Consider the following 15,534-nt stretch of genomic DNA (forward strand, 5'->3'; position numbering starts at 1 on the left):
CAGAGCCGGTCAGAGGCGTCCCATAGCACAATCAGTGCAGCGCGAATGGAAGCCCCATAGGTCCGGCTTGGACGCCGCGGCACGGCCGATCCCGATGCCCCGTCCACCGACAGTGGTCGGATCGCGTGCTTACGATGTCATCCCGTGACGGTGCAAAGCTCGTCCAGGATTCGTCCCTTCTCACGCCGCCCGCCCGCCCGGTGACGCTCGGCCAGGGCTGATGTGATCTCGCGCTTTGCGCGCATGCTGATCGTCCCCGCCGCAGCCGCCACCGAACTGATCCGGCAGCTCCGCCCCAGGCACGACTGGGAAGTTGTCCGGTAACAGTTTTAGTGAGGCAATGCGCCCCTCGGCGACACGAGGATTACTCTCGCCTTGGATAGCCGATGAGAGGGCGAATGGACGAGGAACGAATCGCGGAAGGTTCGTCGTGGATTTGCGAGAACGATCCGGTCAACTGTGGCTTGGCACCCGTGCGTGCACCTGCGGCGCCGCCGGTATGCCGTTTTGCACTAGTTGCTCGCTATCGAGCGGAGCGTCCCCCTGGGGCGATAGCGTGTGACTATCGTTTGGGGCACCGCGCAATGCGTTCCGGCTAGGGACGCGCCCGACGACTAGGCGGGTCCCAACAACCCGAGCAATGACGAGACGTCGGCTCCCATGCCGCCGCAAGACTTCATCGGCCGGGAGGAAGGCGGGTCCTGACACCCCATGAAGCTCCGCGACGATCGAGAGCCGCGGGGCGTTTCGTTCTGCAGATGTCGCGATGCATTGCCTCACGAGCCACGATCTCGTCAGCTTCTGGAAAGCCTATCCATAATAGGATCAGCTCAATTGATTTCTTGGACGTGAGGCTAGCGTGGACCCGTACAATTCCGATCCATCCAATCCAACAGCTTGGTCCCAGGTGCAGCACGCCGTCTTGGAAAAGGACCAGGGGAGCCATGCCGAGCAAGAGGGCTTTGAGCAGCACTTGGCCGAGGCGCGCCCGCCCGATCCGGGTCCTGTCTCCGGTAGCGGCCGCAGCGGCCGCAACTACCATCCCCATCTCTCTGCAGAACATCGGGACATTATCGACAAGGCGATTGCCCAATATGGCGCTCAGAAAAACCCACAACTGAAGACGGTTAAGCGCTATACGCAGGCGCTTCGCCGACTTGGAAATGATCTTGGCGCTCATCGCAAAACGATTGATCTGGGTGACCACCTGTCCCTGGTCCGTCACGTCAAGACTTACTTCCCGAACGACGAAGACATGAAGAAAGGGTTGGGTGTCCTTCGTGCGTATCATGATCCGAGCTATGTAGCTTCTGGCGGACGGCCGCGCACGATCCCTTCAGCGGAAGACGCGCCCCTCTCAGAGCGGCTTAATGCCAGTGGCATGACGTCGGGCAGTGCTGCTCGTCATGATCGTAGTCTGAACTGGTCCCGGTTGTCTGAACAAAACTTCCGCGTCGATAAGTGGAGCGTCTGCCGGGGTTAGGCCGCCGCGCGGAGCGGAGGAAGATCGAAGTAGGCTTGATCCGGGGTGCGGTCGTCAAGGCTCGAATGTGGGCGACGGCGATTGTAGAAGTCGAGATACCGGCCGATCGAGTTACGGGCCTCGCTGACGTTTTCATAGGCTCGCAGATAGACCTCCTCGTATTTGACGCTGCGCCACAGCCGTTCGACGAACACGTTGTCCCGCCATGCCCCCTTGCCATCCATGCTGATGGCGATGCCGTAGCTGGCAAGCAGACTGGTGAACGCCGCGCCCGTGAACTGCGAACCCTGGTCGGTGTTGAAGATTTCCGGCCTGCCATGACGAGCGAGAGCATCCTCCAACGTCCCGACGCAGAAGGCCGCCTCCATCGTGATCGACAGCCGCCACGACAGAACACGGCGTGTCGCCCAGTCCAGCACCACGGCGAGATAAACGAAGCCGTGCGCCATTGGAATGTAGGTGATGTCCATGGCCCAGACCTGGTTCGGCCGCGTGATCTCGATGCCGCGCAGCAGATACGGATAGATCTTGTGACTGGGCTCGGGCTTGGTGGTGCGCGGGCGGCGATAGAGCGCCTCTATCCCCATCCGCCGCATGAGCGTCTTCACATGCCGGCGGCCGATCTTGCACCCCTGCAAAGCCAGCAGGCCTCGCAACATACGCGAACCGGCGAAGGGATACTCCAGATGCAGCCGATCGAGACGCTGCATGATCTCGAGGTCGGCTGAAGAGACTGGACGCGGCAGATAGTACACGCTGCTGCGGCTGACCTTCAAAATCTCTGCTTGCTTGGTGATCGGTAGATCGTGTTCACAATCGATCATCGCTTTGCGCTCAGCCATCCCGCCTTGGTGAGCGCGCCTTCTAAAAAACTATGCGCGACGCTGCGCGCCCCCTGTGGGATAGAAACGGGCAACCGCTAGACTGCGGCCGGAAGGGAGCGGCCGATACGATTTTGGTGGCACGTGACCCCGTCAAAAAACCTGGTCCATGGGCTGTTGCGCACTTGAGAGTGGTGACGCCATCTCGGCGATCCCGTTTAGGAATTTGAATGAATTGCGCAGCCCAGCCCTTCCGCCGGAGTCAGGAGGAACTACAGATGAATCCCAAAAGATCGAAGTCGAAGGACGGCGGTAAGATGCCGATGGTGCACCCGAACGCGGCTGCCATCGACGTTGGCGCCACCATGCATATGGCGGCCGTTAGGGCAGATCGCGCACCGGAGCCAGTCCACAGTTTCGGTACCTTCACGGCCGATCTGCATCGGCTGGTCGACTGGTTTACGGAATGCGGCGTCGAGACCGTCGTCATGGAATCGACCAGCGTCTACTGGATTCCAATTTTCGAGCTTCTCGATGCCCGGGGATTTACGGTGTTTCTTGTCAACGCGCGGGATGCCAAGCACGTGCCGGGGCGTAAGACCGATGTCAGCGATGCGCAATGGCTGCAGCGGCTCCATTCATTCGGGTTGCTGCGGGCCAGCTTTCAGCCCAAAGGGCAGATTGCCGAGCTGCGAGCCTACGTGCGTCAGCGCGAGCGTCTGCTGGAGTACGCGGCCTCACACATCCAGCATATGCAGAAGGCCTTGACGGAGATGAATCTTCAGCTCCACCACGTCGTCGCCGACATCACCGGCGCGACCGGCCTGCGTATCATACGCGCGATCCTTGCCGGCGAGCGCGATCCCGAGGCGCTGGCGTGCTTGCGCCATTACAGTTGCCACTCCAGTGCCGAGACGATTGCGAAGGCGCTCACCGGGAGCTACCGCGCCGAGCATCTGTTTGCGCTCGAGCAGGCACTTGCGCTTTACGACACCTACCACGAGAAGGCATCTGCCTGCGACGCCCGGATCGAAGCCGTGTTGAAGGAACTGAGCAACCATCGCGGTCGTGGTCATGGACCAGCACCGCCGGCCTCGCTGCGTCGGAATCGAACCGATCAGGCGAACGCTCTAGCTTTCGACGTCCGCGAGGCGCTATTCGCGTTGCTGGGAAAAGACATCACCACGATCGACGGCCTCGGTCCTTACCTCTCGCTGAAGCTGATCGCTGAATGCGGTGACGACCTCTCCTCGTGGCCAAGTGCAAAGCATTTTACCTCCTGGCTAGGACTGGCGCCGAGCAACAAGGTCTCCGGCGGCAAAAGGCTCTCGTCCCGAACGCGCCGATCCGGCGGCCGGGCGGCGGCGCTTCTGCGCCTTGCTGCCGTCACCGTCGGACGCACCAATACTGCGCTCGGCGCCTTTTACAGGCGACTTTCATCGCGCATCGGTAAGGCCAAGGCAGTGACCGCCACGGCCCGCAAGATCGCAGTTCTGTTCTACAATGCTGTGCGATACGGAATGGACTATGTCGATCCCGGGGCCTCGTCCTACGAGACGCGCTACCGGACGCGAGTGGTCAACAATTTGCATCGGCGTGCCAAGGCATTCGGCTTCGTTCTCCAGCCCTTGGAGCCGAACGTCGGCGATGCTGTTTCTTAGGAATCGTTCTCCAGCGTCAGCTCTCCGATCTTGGCGTGCAGCGACTTCACATCGACCGCGGGCGTGGCCGGTGTCCCGCCTCCCGGTCCGAAAATATCGGAGGCGCCGCCCTCAAGCTGGGATTTCCAGGCCGTAATCTGATTGGGATGAACGTCGAAATGCTCCGCCAACTGGGCTATCGTGCGATCGCCCTTGACGGCGGCCAGCGCCACCTTCGCCTTGAAGGCCGGTGAGTGGTTCCGGCGCGGTCGTCTGCTCATGGTTTCTCCTGTTCACGGCGATTATCGCCGCTGTCAGGCAGAAATTCCACTTATCGTCCTGTCCAAATTTGTGGAGCCGGCTCTGTCTTCGCAGATTTTCTAACGCGCTTAATCGTGCGGGCTACTCGATATCTGGGCTAGACGACGCTGCGCGCATCGAATTCGCTCAAAAGTTGTTCCCGAACGACGAACTTTTATTGTTCGCATTAAGCAAGGTTCGCGATGCCGAAAACGTTTCCGGCGCGGGTGCATCTCAGGAGCCCAGCGGTTATGCTGTCCCGTCGCCCGCATCGCATCTTTATTCCGATGACGCCCGCATCATTGATGGCCTGGAAAAGGCAGCGCTGAGCATGCTCAAACCCGAGGAGACTAGCCGGAAGAAAGATGTTCAAAATCTGGCCCGCAACCAACGAAGATTCGCCGCTTGGCTCCAAAGGGAGGGGCGCGGGAGCCTAGTGAGCCGACTCACCGGCACCAGTGAGCAGCAAAAGTCGTTCAACGACGATTACAAGGACTTTAAAAAATCCAATCGAAACGCGGACATGGGCTTTGATCGGCTTCGGAACTACCTATGGCTCGTCGAGGCGAACGCTGCGCTGGGCGTCTGCCCTGAACAGGCGGGTGGGGAGCCGCGGCGTGGCGAGTCGAAATCAACGTGGTCGCCGCCGGAAGCGGTGCCAGATGGGTCGTCGGCGTTCTACCGAGGTCTCGACTCCTTCGTTGATCTGCCGTACACCTCGCAGGAAGTGAGAGACGATGCTCAGTCAGCGCCGGTGGGTAGGGCTGCCGCCAGACCGCCGCTCTTCATCGGACTATCGGACGCGCCAGCTCAGTCGCCAGACATTTTCCGCGGTCTTCAATCTTTCGTTGATCTGCCGTACACGCCGCAGCAGATGCGAGACGATGCTCAGTCGGCGCCGGTGAGTGGGGCTGCCGCCAAACCGCCGCTCGTCACCCGACCGTCGGACGCGCCAACTCAGTCGTCAGACATCTACCGCGGTCTCAACTCTTTCGTTGATCTGCCGTACACGCCGCTGCAGATGCGAGACGATGCTCAGTCAGCGGCGGTGGGTGGGGCTGCCGCCAGACCGCCGGTCTTCACCGAACCATCAGAAGTGCCAGCTCAGTCGTCAGACATCTACCGCGGTCTCAACTCTTTCGTTGATCTGCCGTACACACCGCAGCAAATGCGAGACGATGCTCAGTCGGCGCCGGTGGGTGGGGCTGCCGCCAGACCGCCGCTCTTCACCGAACCATCAGACGCGCCAGCTCAGTCGTCAGACATCTACCGCGGTCTCAACTCTTTCGTTGATCTGCTGTACACACCGCAGCAGATGCGAGACGATGCTCAGTCGGCGCCGGTGGGTGGGGCTGCCGCCAGACCGCCGCTCTTCACCGAACCATCGGACGCGCCGGCTCAGCCGTCAGACATCTACGGCGGTCTTGCGTCATTGGTGCATCTGGATGCGCCCACGCCGTCCGAGTTGCGCGACGATGCTCACTTTGCGCCGGCGCCGGCTGCCAGGGCTCGCTCAGACGCCTACCGCGGTTTTCCATTGGTCGATCTGACTGCGCCTAGGCCGTCCGAATCACGTGACGATGCTAATTCTGTACGCCCGTTTCCGAGCACCTCCGCTAATGCTCAGATCGGGGCTTTAGATCCGACAGTCTCGTCTCACGGCCACGGGCTGGTGCTCGATGACACAGAATGGCTGGGCGACCAGCATATCGACAGGGATTACGGGCTCCAGGATCAGGATTTGCAGAGGAACGATCCGGATCTCGCCGCCCGGACGCGGTTCGTGAATCCCCTCATCGCCCTAAATTATCTGCGCTCTAACGACGATGGCGTCGTGCTAACCGAGTTCCAGCGCATCGTCTATGACGATAATGGTAATGATACAGCCGACTTCCTGTTCCTGCCCGTGATTAATGGCAATCCTGAAGATCCTAATAGCCGCGGCAACCATTGGTCGCTCCTGTTCGTCGATCGCAGCGACCGGGGGCGGCCGGTCGCCTATCACTACGATTCCTACGGCGGACTCAACAACAGAGATGCAGAACATCTCGCAAGAAGGCTGAACCTCCCCCTGGAGCTAGCCGTCATGGCCCAGCAGCAGAACACTTATGATTGCGGCGTCTTTGTCGTGGACGGCACGCGGGAGCTGGTTAGGCGATTGGCGCAAGGACGGGAGCCAGACCTGCGGAATCTCAGCGACGTCGGTGCCAATCGGCAGGCATTGCAGATCCGACTCAGGGGCTGATGTCGCCGTGGGCGGATAGCTCAGGCTGGAGCGGCAACGCCGACGGCCTGGGCCTCGGGCACGAAGGACCGGAATCAGGCCGCCGCCCAGCAACACAGCCCGGCGCAGCCATCCGGCGAGCGCAGTCTGGGGAAGGTATCCACTCGGCGTAGGCCGCAGGGTTACCGCCTGAGCAGTCCAGGGTTCTCTTTGTAGAACCTGATCAGCTCGATGAGGTTTTCGATTCCAAAGTCGGTGAACGCCTGGATGCCGTGTTCTCCGACGCCATAGACCCAGATGACGCCGTCCTCGATCTCCATTTCGTTGGCGCTTATAGCGCGACAATGAGGGGTTCTTCCGCATATTTGGTGCAGCAGCTGGGGTTGGATAGGTTGGGCGGTCGTTCTCAGGCAGCCAGAAGGACGCGTCGACGCAATAGCGGATAGCTTGCCCGGCCATACATTTGTCGTTTGATGGCTTTGATCCTGCTGATCTGGCCTTCGACCGGACTGGTTGTCCAGGGGGTTGTTATTGCCGCTCGGACCGCGTCGATGTCGCGCGCGATGCCGTTGGCGAAGCTCTTGAGCTCGCTGGTGGCTGCTTGTGCGATCCATTTATCGAGCTCGGCGATGTCGCTGCCTCTGAGAAGAGACGCAAACCGCTTCGCTAGCTCTGCTGTCGTGGCGAGTTCCGGAGCTCGCGCAAACAAGTGACCGAGGAACAGCCTGGCGTCAGCATCGATCTGATCCAGATCCCGACTCAAATACCAAGCACAGCGACGACGCGAGGGAGCTTTCCAGGTTGGGTGCGGTTGTGCTGCTCCTCCGGAGCCTGCATGGGCACGCCTGTCAGCGGCCCATCGCGCGACGGTCACCCGACTTCCAGTATAACCCTGTTGCTGAAGCTCGCGCCAAAGCTGCTGGCCCACCTGGCAGCCGGAGGCCCACCGCGCTTCCAGCCATGCCTCAAAGGGCGCGAGAAGATGTGAAGGTATGTGAGGACGCGAATGCTCCGGTTCGCCGCCAGCGGCCAGCCAGCGCTGAACCGTGCGCCTGTCGACGCCGAGCAGTTGGCGATCCCAGATGTCGGGCAACCTTGCTCGCGTAGGCGACAGATTTCATCCCAGCGTTCGCGTCGTGCAGCCTTTCGATCCGCCCGCAATTGTGCAAGGCCGGGCGGGAGCGTGGAACTGCCAGTCTTCGGTCGTTGCACGGACGCCATGATTTGCACGGCGGCGGCTACGTTGTGACGATGGCGGCCGACAGCGTGGCGCAGGGCCCCACCCAGACTGTTGAGCAGGTGCCAGCGGTCCGCCACCTGCACCGCGTTGGGCGCGCCGCAGCGTGCGCCATCAGCATAAAGGCCCGCACGGTCGCGGGCTACGACCTTGATGCCCGGCCAGCGCTTCAGCCAGCGCGCAACACTGTCGGCATTACGATCGGGAAGCAGGTCAAGCACGCAATTGCGCTCCAGATCGCAGATGATCGTTCCATATCGCTGGCCACGACGCCAAGCCCAATCGTCGATGCCGACGACGGTCGGGGCAACGAAATCCGGCAAGGGAGCCGAGTGAACCATTCGGAGCAAGGTGTCGCCGCTGACCGGCATGGCCAGTTTGCGCGACAGGCGCGAGCCGGGCTCTCCGCCGACCGCAAAGCCGATCGCCAGTTGGCTCTCGCCGAGACGGGTTGTGCGTCTTGCTTTCGGCCGCACCGTTGCCGGTAGCCGCTCGGTGAATATCTGACGCGAGCATTGCGGATTCGCGCATCGAAAGCGTCGCGCCTGAAGCCGGATTTCGACCACTCGACCTTGCCATGGCAGATCGGCTAAGCGTCGCACGTAATGGCTGTGGACGCGACCCGTCTGGCAGCCGCAACAGGGACAGAGCGAGACCGCTGACTTCGGCCGAGCCACGAGCACCACCCTGTCCGTCTGGGGAAGGATCTGGACAATCGAAAGCTCGGGAGAAGTCAGCGAGCGGAAGGCATGGAGCAAGGCGAATCACGAGCGTCGACTGCGATTCCAACCTTATGCCCTTATTCGCACCGTCCGTGAATCCCGCACCTTGCACCAAATATGCGGAAGAACCCCTGATTGTCGCCGGAGTCTCACCTTGATCGCCGCCGTGCAGGCGATGTCCCACAGCCAATCTTCGTCTTCGCCGAGTTCTTTCGCGACCTGGGTGATGGTGGTGACGTGATGGACCTTGTTGACGTGCGTGGTCATGCCGCTCGAGCGGAGAGTGCTGATGCCGGCGTCCAATTCCAGGGCAGAAGTTCGTCCAGCCGACGAGCCGGATGGGCGGCAATGCGGGCGAGGATATCGGCGAGCCAGGCCTGCGGGTCGATGCCGTTCATTTTCGCCGTTTATGCCGCCCGCCGAACTATGCCGAACGGATTTGGTATGGCACGCCGTTGTCACGCTGGCACCGTCGATCGCGTGCAGGGCAGCCCCATTCCAATCGGCATAGTCTGGTCGTTCAGAGCGCCTCGAGGAAGGCGACGAGGCGGTCGTTCGGCTGGAAGCGGGTTCGCGCTTGCCGCGCTCGTACGGCTTGAGCTTCGCCAGGGCAGCTTCCTTCAGGGCGAGGTGGGCGTGCAGGTACGTCTGCGTCGTCTCGACCGATTCATGACCGAGCCACAGCGCGATCACGGAGCAGTCGACGCCGGCTTGCAGCAGTTCCATCGCAGCGCTGTGCCTCAGCACGTGCGGTGACACGCTCTTGGCCTTCAAAGACGGGCAACTCTTGTGAGCGACACGAACATGCTTTCCCAGCAGGGACTGGACGCTGTCGGCACTGAGCCGGCCCCCGTGCAGGTTGGGGAACAACGCCGTTGCTCCTTTCCGCAACGGTTCCTTGAGCCATGCCTGGAGCGCACACCGAGCGAGTGTGGTCAGCGGAGTGGTCCGCTCCTTCCGCCCTTTACCGACGCATCGTACGTGTGCACCAGACCCGAGGTGGACGGTATCCCGGTCAAGGCCAGTCAGCTCTGAGAGGCGCAAGCCCGTCTGGGCCGCGACCAGCAGCAAGGTGTGATCGCGGCGACCAAGCCACGTCGTTCGATCGGGCGCGGCGAGAACCGCCTCGATCTCGGGGCGCGTCAGGAAGTGCACCTGTCGCTTGTCGTGGCGTTTACTCGGTATGGCGAGCACGCGCTGGATCAGCGCACTGTGTGCCGGTTCCTCGAAGGACACGAACCTGAAGAAGGATCTGATGGCCGTCAGACGCAGGTTACGCGTCTTCGCGCTGGCGCCGCGCTTTACCTCGAGATCGGTGAGGAACGCGCCGATGAACGTTGCATCCAGATCGGCGAGCGTCAGGGCCGATGGGGACTTCCGCAGCCGCTCCTGTGCGAACATGAACAGCAGCCGGAACGTGTCCCTGTAGGAGGCGATCGTGTTGGCGCTAACATTGCGCTGGTGCATGAGGCGCTCGGTGAAGAAGCGCTCAATCAACGTGGCGACATTGCGGGTGGGCTTCATGGCGTCACCTCCCATCGCCGATCGAGACGCCGCGCCGCTTCTTCCATCAACTCGGGGCAGGCCGAGAGATACCAGTAAGTATCGCGCACGCAGGCGTGGCCGAGGTAAGTGGAGAGAACTGGGAGTTGCTGCTCGACGTCCTTGCCTTCGCGATACGAGTCGAGCAGCGTCCGGATGGCGAAGCGATGACGGAAGTCGTGCACGCGTGGCCCGGTACGATCACCTGGGCGCCGCAGCCCGATCTCTCAGGACAATCGCCAGAAGACGCGATGAACGTACTGGTGCAGCAATCGGCCTCCCTGTTCGGCAACGAAGAAGGTCGAGCCGCAGCGTGATCCGAGCAGCGCATCGCGCCGGTGGGCGTAGTCGCGCAGCGCGGTTCTCGTCGTCGGATGCAATGGCACGAGCCGCGACTTGCCGAACTTGGTCAGCCGGACCGTCAGCACGCCGGCGTCGAGGTCGACGTCATCACGCTCCAGGCCCATCGCCTCGGATATACGTATGCCTGTCACCGCGATCAGCCCGAACAAGGTATGGTAGGTCCATCGGCGCAGCCCGTCCGCTGGCGGCAGAGCCAGCGCTGCCGTCAGCAACGCATCGATCTCCGCGTCGCTGTAGACATAGGGCTTGGCGCGCTTCCATCCGGGCAGCATGCCGACGGGCGACACCTCCGTTCTCGGATCGAAGTTAGCGACATGGCGCGCGAACCCGCGCACGTCGCTCTCGTGCCTCAGCAACTGTCCGATCTCCGACAAGGTCGCCCCAGATCGGAGAAGCTCTGTAGCGAGACTATGTCGGAAGATATGGGCGCCGCGGTGGGCGCAACCTTCGATTCCAACGCGATCGAGAGCGGCCTTGGCGATCATGGTGATCGCGCATCCCGAAGCAAAGCCGACGTGTGGCGCGAGTGTGCGGACGAACAGCCGTCGGCACGACGACTTTGGGCGGCCATTGCGCAGATATGCAACGATAGCCGCGCCAACGTCTGGCGGTATCGGCATTCGTGCGCGCTGTCGGCCCTTGGCGCGAACGAGTATCTCGCTGGCGCGCCAGTCGATATCGTCGAGGGTGAGCGTCGCAACCTCGTCGGCCCGCAGGCCGAGCTTGGCCAGCAACAACAGAATGGCGTAGTCGCGCCGTCCCATCACCGTCTCTCGGTCGCAACCGTCGAGAGCCTTCCGCACCTGAGCGGCAGGCAGATGGGTCGGTAGAGTTGCGAGCTTCCATCGGCGCATCGATGGAACGCAATCCGCCAACGAGCGCGAGTTCAGCCTCCGATGGTGGAGGTAGCGGAGAAAGGCACGTAACGACCAGCACATCGCCTTGCCTGTTCCCGGGCTCCAATCCTGGGCGTGGCGTTCAACGTAGCGGATCGCGTCCTCTTGGCTGATCTTGCACAGGGGGCCGGGCCGCCGGAGCACACCTCGTGCAGGAACCTGCGGATGACTGGGAGATGGCGGACGATGGACCTCGGGGCCAAGCCGCGCTCTGATCGCAGGTAGGAACTCCTTGAAGATCCGTTCGTGCGGGGTGAGAGGCGGTAGCACCAACGGCGCGATCGCGCCTTCCTCGCGCAGCACCGACAGCCATCGCTTGAGCGCAGCTCGGTCACCGGCTTGGATAGACTGCCTCCCGCCTCGATGTCGGAGGTACTGCTCAACGACCTGCTCATCGAGATCGACCAGCTTGTAGCGACGGCCCGCGATCCAGCTCAGGAGCCCGCCAACCACGTTGAGGCAACGCCACGTGCCGTGCCAAACGATCCTCTGTTCGACGAGACGAGCGGCGTAGCGCTCGACGAACTGTCCGTGCGGCCCGGCTCTGAGACGCCGGTACAGCCGGCTTCTGCCCAAGTACTCTTCAACTTCCATCTTCCTGTTCTCCGCTGTTGAAAGCGGAGGCATAGAACGAACTATGCCGAACCGACCAAACGCCGGTCAGCGAGAAATCTGGGGAAAACGACCCGACTCGGCATAGTTCGGCGGGCGGCATAAACGTGCTTGGACGAACCCGCTCCGCGGGAGGGTATCCGCGTTGAGCGCGGCGTATCCCCCTTGAAGCCAGCCCGTGTCTCTGACTGACCTCGGCACCCCGCACAGCGACGTAATCCACACGATTTCAGAAGCGCTTGCCCCTGACAAGATGGTGTTGCTGCCCGCGGGTAGCGTCCCTCTTGTCAAGGAGTTCGCTATGACCTCGCTTCGGTTACGCATGATGGAAGACATGCAGGTCCGCAACCTGTCGCGACACACGCAGGATTCGTATTTGCTGCAAGTTTCGCAGTTCGCCCGGCATTTCGCTAAATCGCCGGCTTTGCTCGGGCCGGAGGATATCCACGCCTACCAGGTCTATTTGACGAACGAGAAGAAGCTGGCGCCACGCTCGGTGCAAGTGACCGTCGCGGCGCTTCGATTTCTCTACCGCGTCACGCTCGGCCTCGATTGGGATTTCGACCGGATCATTCCGTGCCCAAAGGCGCCAAAGACATTGGCCGTCATTCTCAGCCCCGAGGAGGTGCTGCACTTCCTTGGCTGCATCGAGAGCTTCAAACACCAGGCGATCCTGACGACATGCTATGCCGCCGGCCTACGTATTTCCGAGGCGACCCGGCTGAAGCCCGAGGCTATCGATCGCCAGCGCATGGTGTTGCGCGTCGAGCAGGGCAAGGGACAGAAAGACCGCTACGTCATGCTGTCGGCCAGGTTACTGGAGGTGCTGACGGACTATTGGCGCGCCGTGCGACCAACCGGAACATGGATGTTTCCCGGTGCCGTTGCTGGAGAACCGATATCGACAAGCGCCGTGGATGCCACCTGCCGCCAGGCACATCGGATGTCGAAACTCTCCAAGCCGGTAACACCTCATTCCCTGCGGCACGCATTTGCGGTGCACCTGCTCCCCGCGGGTCACTTCAAATTCCTCCGGGTGTGGTCAGTCAAATTCCTCCACCCGCGAGGCAGGACAAGGGACTGTTAGTTTGAGTTTGTTTCCCGGGCAAGAGCTTCAGCGGCTTCTTTGAGGCGATAGCTGCGTCCGTCGAACTCAAGCAGATGGCAATGATGCATAAGGCGATCGAGGATCGTCGTGCTCATAGTGTTGTCCCCAAGGTATGCCCCCAATCCTGCACGACGCGATTGGAGGTGACGATGACGCTGCGGCGCAGTTTGTAGCGCTGATGGATCAGGGTCTGCAGCAAAGTGCCGGCGTCGTCGGGGATGGCGCGTGCGAGGAATAGATCGTCCAGCACGAGGAGATCGCAGTCGATGATGGTTCGCAGCCGGACCTCGCGTTGTGCCGGAGAGTTCAGGGCGTAGCGGTGGAAGAAGTCGTCGGTCTCAAGATACTGGACCTTGTGGCTTTGCAGGATCGCCTGATAGGCAATCGCCTTGGCGATGTGCGACTTCCCGGTGCCAGGTTTGCCGACAAGCAGAGCGTTCTCGCCAGCGGCAATGAACGCCAGGGTGTGGAGCTGGAAGCAGGTCTGACGTGGCAGTTTGGGATTGAAGGACCAGTCGAACTCGGCGAGCGTCAGCTTTTCGTCGAGCCCGGATTGCTGGTATCGCCGCTCGATAAGACGGGACTGACGACGGTCCAGTTCATCCTGCAGGATAAGGGAGAAGGTCTCGAGGAAGGGCTGGTTGGCGCCCTGCGCCTGGAGCACGCGCGTCTGCAGCGTGTCGCGGACACCCGACAGGCGCAGCTGTCGTAGGCAACGCTCAATTTCCGGCATGGTCATCATGTGGCTAGGTCTCCAGTTTAAGGTGAGAAGGTGCAGCGGGAGCGCTCGTGGCGCCGGAGCTGGCCGGGGTTGCGCAGGCGACACGAGCGCGGATTGCCGTGGCGTGATCGTCGTGAGCCTCGGCCTGCCGACCATTATCGTCGGCGTCGCGCCGCACAGCGCGGCTGAAGAGGTCGCCGTATTCCGCGGGGGTACGGATCAGCGGATGATCCTGGGTGAGCGGCGATGCCGGCTGTGGCGTCACTCCAACCTGCTCAATCGCCTGTTCGAACAACCGCTCGACGGTCGCACGCACGTGCTTGTAGCGGTAGATGCGGTTGTCGATGGCGTGCGCGCAGGCCTGCTCGACCAGCCGCGCCGGATACTTCCGGCCCAGCCCGACAATGCCCCACATCGCGCGCTGTCCGGGGCGCCCTTCGGTGTCGAACACCTGCTGGCACAAGGCCCTGGTCTGCGGTCCGATGCGCTCGGCGCTCGCCAGCAGCACGGCGGTTTGCCGCGACGGGTTGAACGGCCGTTCGCTGGTCGGCAGGACGACAGAACCGGGGTGCGCCATCCGGGAATGAACACGCAGCAGCGCACGGGTGTGGCGATCACGGATCTCGATCGTGGTGGTGTAGATGCGCACGACGACCTGGCTGCCGATCGGCGCGGGCCGCGCGGCGTAATAGCTGTTGTCGACGCGTACGGTGGTGTCGTCGCAGACAGTCCGGACGACTTCGGTGAAGATGCGGAAGGGAGCGACAGGCAGCGGCCGCAGGTGCGGCTTCTCTTCCTGGAACATCGCCTCGACCTGACGGCGCGTGCTGCCGTGGATGCGCTTGGAGGCCCAATTCTCCTCCCAGTGCCTCAAGAACTCGTTTTGCGCCTCCAGCGTCTCGAAGCGCCGTCCGGCCAGCGCAGTGCCCTGGGTATGTTGAATCGCATTCTCGACGCATCCTTTCCGATTTGGATCGGCCACGCGCGCGGGATCGGCGACCACGGCGTAATGAGCCAGCATCGCGCTGTAAATCGGGTTGAGCTGGGGCTCGTACAAATCCGGCTTGAGGACGCCTTCCTTCAGGTTGTCGAGCACGACATAGCTGGGGACCCCGCCAAAATACCGGAACGCCTCTTCGTGGAGCTGCGCCCAGACGTGTGGCTGGACTTCCAGACTACCCGCCGGAAGCTGCGCCGCGAGTAGCGTAGCGTCATCACAAACAGGCGGGGACGGCGGTACCGGCCGCTCCTGGGATCAATCGTCAGAGCGCCCTCGCCATAGTCGACCTGGGCCTCCTCGCCAGGCAGGAACTCAAGACGATCAAACTGCTCAGGATCAGCGTGCCGCAACCGGCGCACAAACCGCTTGACGCTCTGATAGCTGGACGGAAAGCCAAATCGATCGACCAGGTCCTGGTAAATCGCCTGCGCATTCCGCTTCAGGCGGACCTGTTCTTCGATCCATGCCCGATGCGGTTCGCAGGCCGAGCGGGCCAGGCTGCAGGCGGCTGTCGCTTCCGACACCCCAAAAGCCGGTGGTCGGGGTGGGGGAATTTGGTCGTCCGCGCTCACCGTGCCGGTGGTCACTTCCCCGGGGAATTTGCCTCCGCACCAGCCCGCAGCGCCCGGTAACGCCGGATCGTCTTGCGATCGACCCCCGTCCGCCTGTGGATCTCGCGCTGGCTGGTGTTGTGATCAAGTAATGTAAGTACGGTGCTTTGCAGATGTCGCTTCAAGACGTTCAACTCCCCGGCCCCTTGCTGGCTAAAGGGGTCGAACATAAACGTCCTGCCTGACCGGCTACTGCTGTTCAGCGGCGCTGACGGCGATCATCAGGTGGGGGAGTTTCAAGTGACCATACCCGG

General features: G+C 62.1%; 9 protein-coding genes and 6 pseudogenes. 4 read left to right on the plus strand and 11 right to left on the minus strand.

Annotation, left to right across the window (positions count from 1 at the left end; translation table 11 throughout):
- Positions 1-859: 859 nt before the first annotated feature.
- Positions 860-1,483, plus strand: a complete 624-nt coding sequence (locus EI171_RS11180) for a hypothetical protein (RefSeq protein WP_161533358.1) — start codon at positions 860-862, stop codon at positions 1,481-1,483.
- Here the strand turns inward: EI171_RS11180 and EI171_RS11185 are convergent.
- Positions 1,480-2,355: pseudogene (locus tag EI171_RS11185) on the minus strand (IS3 family transposase); the annotation flags it as partial. The gene EI171_RS11180 and the pseudogene EI171_RS11185 sit on opposite strands and share 4 nt — an antisense overlap.
- Before the next feature lie 227 nt (positions 2,356-2,582).
- On the opposite strand from EI171_RS11185, the gene EI171_RS11190 reads away from it, so the two are divergent.
- Positions 2,583-3,965: an IS110 family transposase gene (locus EI171_RS11190; protein ID WP_161533276.1), complete on the plus strand. Its 1,383-nt coding sequence runs from the start codon at positions 2,583-2,585 to the stop codon at positions 3,963-3,965.
- Positions 3,966-3,967: 2 nt separating this feature from the next.
- Here EI171_RS11190 and EI171_RS11195 read toward each other — a convergent pair.
- Positions 3,968-4,225, minus strand: a pseudogene (locus EI171_RS11195) (transposase); the annotation flags it as partial.
- 173 nt (positions 4,226-4,398) lie between these two features.
- Here EI171_RS11195 and EI171_RS11200 point away from each other — a divergent pair.
- A complete protein-coding gene (locus EI171_RS11200) occupies positions 4,399-6,489 on the plus strand; it encodes a Ulp1 family isopeptidase (protein ID WP_246740498.1) in 2,091 nt (696 codons plus the stop codon).
- Positions 6,490-6,650: 161 nt separating this feature from the next.
- Here the strand turns inward: EI171_RS11200 and EI171_RS44670 are convergent, their stop codons facing one another.
- The 7 genes and pseudogenes from EI171_RS44670 to EI171_RS44690 form a co-directional block, all read right to left on the minus strand.
- The gene (locus tag EI171_RS44670; RefSeq protein ID WP_202633243.1) at positions 6,651-6,788 is read right to left on the minus strand and encodes a hypothetical protein; all 138 of its coding nucleotides are present in this window, start codon (positions 6,786-6,788) and stop codon (positions 6,651-6,653) included.
- An 86-nt stretch (positions 6,789-6,874) separates the two neighbouring features.
- On the minus strand, positions 6,875-7,231 hold the full coding sequence (locus tag EI171_RS44675) for a transposase (RefSeq protein ID WP_202633129.1): 357 nt from the start codon (positions 7,229-7,231) through the stop codon (positions 6,875-6,877).
- A gap of 107 nt (positions 7,232-7,338) precedes the next feature.
- Complete coding sequence (locus EI171_RS44680) at positions 7,339-8,391, minus strand: ISL3 family transposase (RefSeq protein ID WP_371740536.1); 1,053 nt, start codon at positions 8,389-8,391, stop codon at positions 7,339-7,341.
- Between the two features lie 299 nt (positions 8,392-8,690).
- A pseudogene (locus EI171_RS11215) lies at positions 8,691-8,834 on the minus strand (transposase domain-containing protein); the annotation flags it as partial.
- Between the two features lie 113 nt (positions 8,835-8,947).
- Positions 8,948-9,951: pseudogene (locus EI171_RS11220) on the minus strand (tyrosine-type recombinase/integrase).
- The gene (locus tag EI171_RS45520; RefSeq protein ID WP_246740499.1) at positions 9,948-10,154 is read right to left on the minus strand and encodes a hypothetical protein; all 207 of its coding nucleotides are present in this window, start codon (positions 10,152-10,154) and stop codon (positions 9,948-9,950) included. Before EI171_RS45520 ends, EI171_RS11220 begins: the two are co-directional and overlap by 4 nt.
- Positions 10,155-10,196: 42 nt before the next feature.
- The gene (locus EI171_RS44690; protein WP_246740500.1) at positions 10,197-11,822 is read right to left on the minus strand and encodes a tyrosine-type recombinase/integrase; all 1,626 of its coding nucleotides are present in this window, start codon (positions 11,820-11,822) and stop codon (positions 10,197-10,199) included.
- A gap of 319 nt (positions 11,823-12,141) precedes the next feature.
- Between EI171_RS44690 and EI171_RS11230 the strand changes: the two genes are divergently transcribed.
- Entirely contained in the window at positions 12,142-12,927 is a 786-nt protein-coding gene (locus EI171_RS11230) for a site-specific integrase (protein ID WP_161536970.1), read from the plus strand.
- On the opposite strand, the pseudogene istB reads toward EI171_RS11230, so the two are convergent.
- Together istB and istA are read right to left on the minus strand one after the other, a co-directional pair.
- A pseudogene (gene istB / locus EI171_RS11235) lies at positions 12,924-13,690 on the minus strand (IS21-like element IS1631 family helper ATPase IstB). The gene EI171_RS11230 and the pseudogene istB sit on opposite strands and share 4 nt — an antisense overlap.
- A gap of 4 nt (positions 13,691-13,694) precedes the next feature.
- Positions 13,695-15,450: pseudogene (istA, locus tag EI171_RS11240) on the minus strand (IS21 family transposase).
- Positions 15,451-15,534 lie beyond the last annotated feature (84 nt).

Source organism: Bradyrhizobium sp. LCT2 (assembly GCF_009931255.1).
Taxonomy (GTDB): Bacteria; Pseudomonadota; Alphaproteobacteria; order Rhizobiales; family Xanthobacteraceae; genus Bradyrhizobium; species Bradyrhizobium diazoefficiens.

Bases quoted from the DNA above. Each gene is read 5' to 3' on its own strand.
- EI171_RS11230 (WP_161536970.1), top strand. From the start codon at position 12,142: ATGACCTCGCTTCGGTTACGCATGATGGAAGACATGCAGGTCCGCAAC.
- EI171_RS44670 (WP_202633243.1), bottom strand. From the start codon at position 6,788: ATGGAGATCGAGGACGGCGTCATCTGGGTCTATGGCGTCGGAGAACAC.
- EI171_RS44690 (WP_246740500.1), bottom strand. From the start codon at position 11,822: ATGGAAGTTGAAGAGTACTTGGGCAGAAGCCGGCTGTACCGGCGTCTC.
- EI171_RS11190 (WP_161533276.1), top strand. From the start codon at position 2,583: ATGAATCCCAAAAGATCGAAGTCGAAGGACGGCGGTAAGATGCCGATG.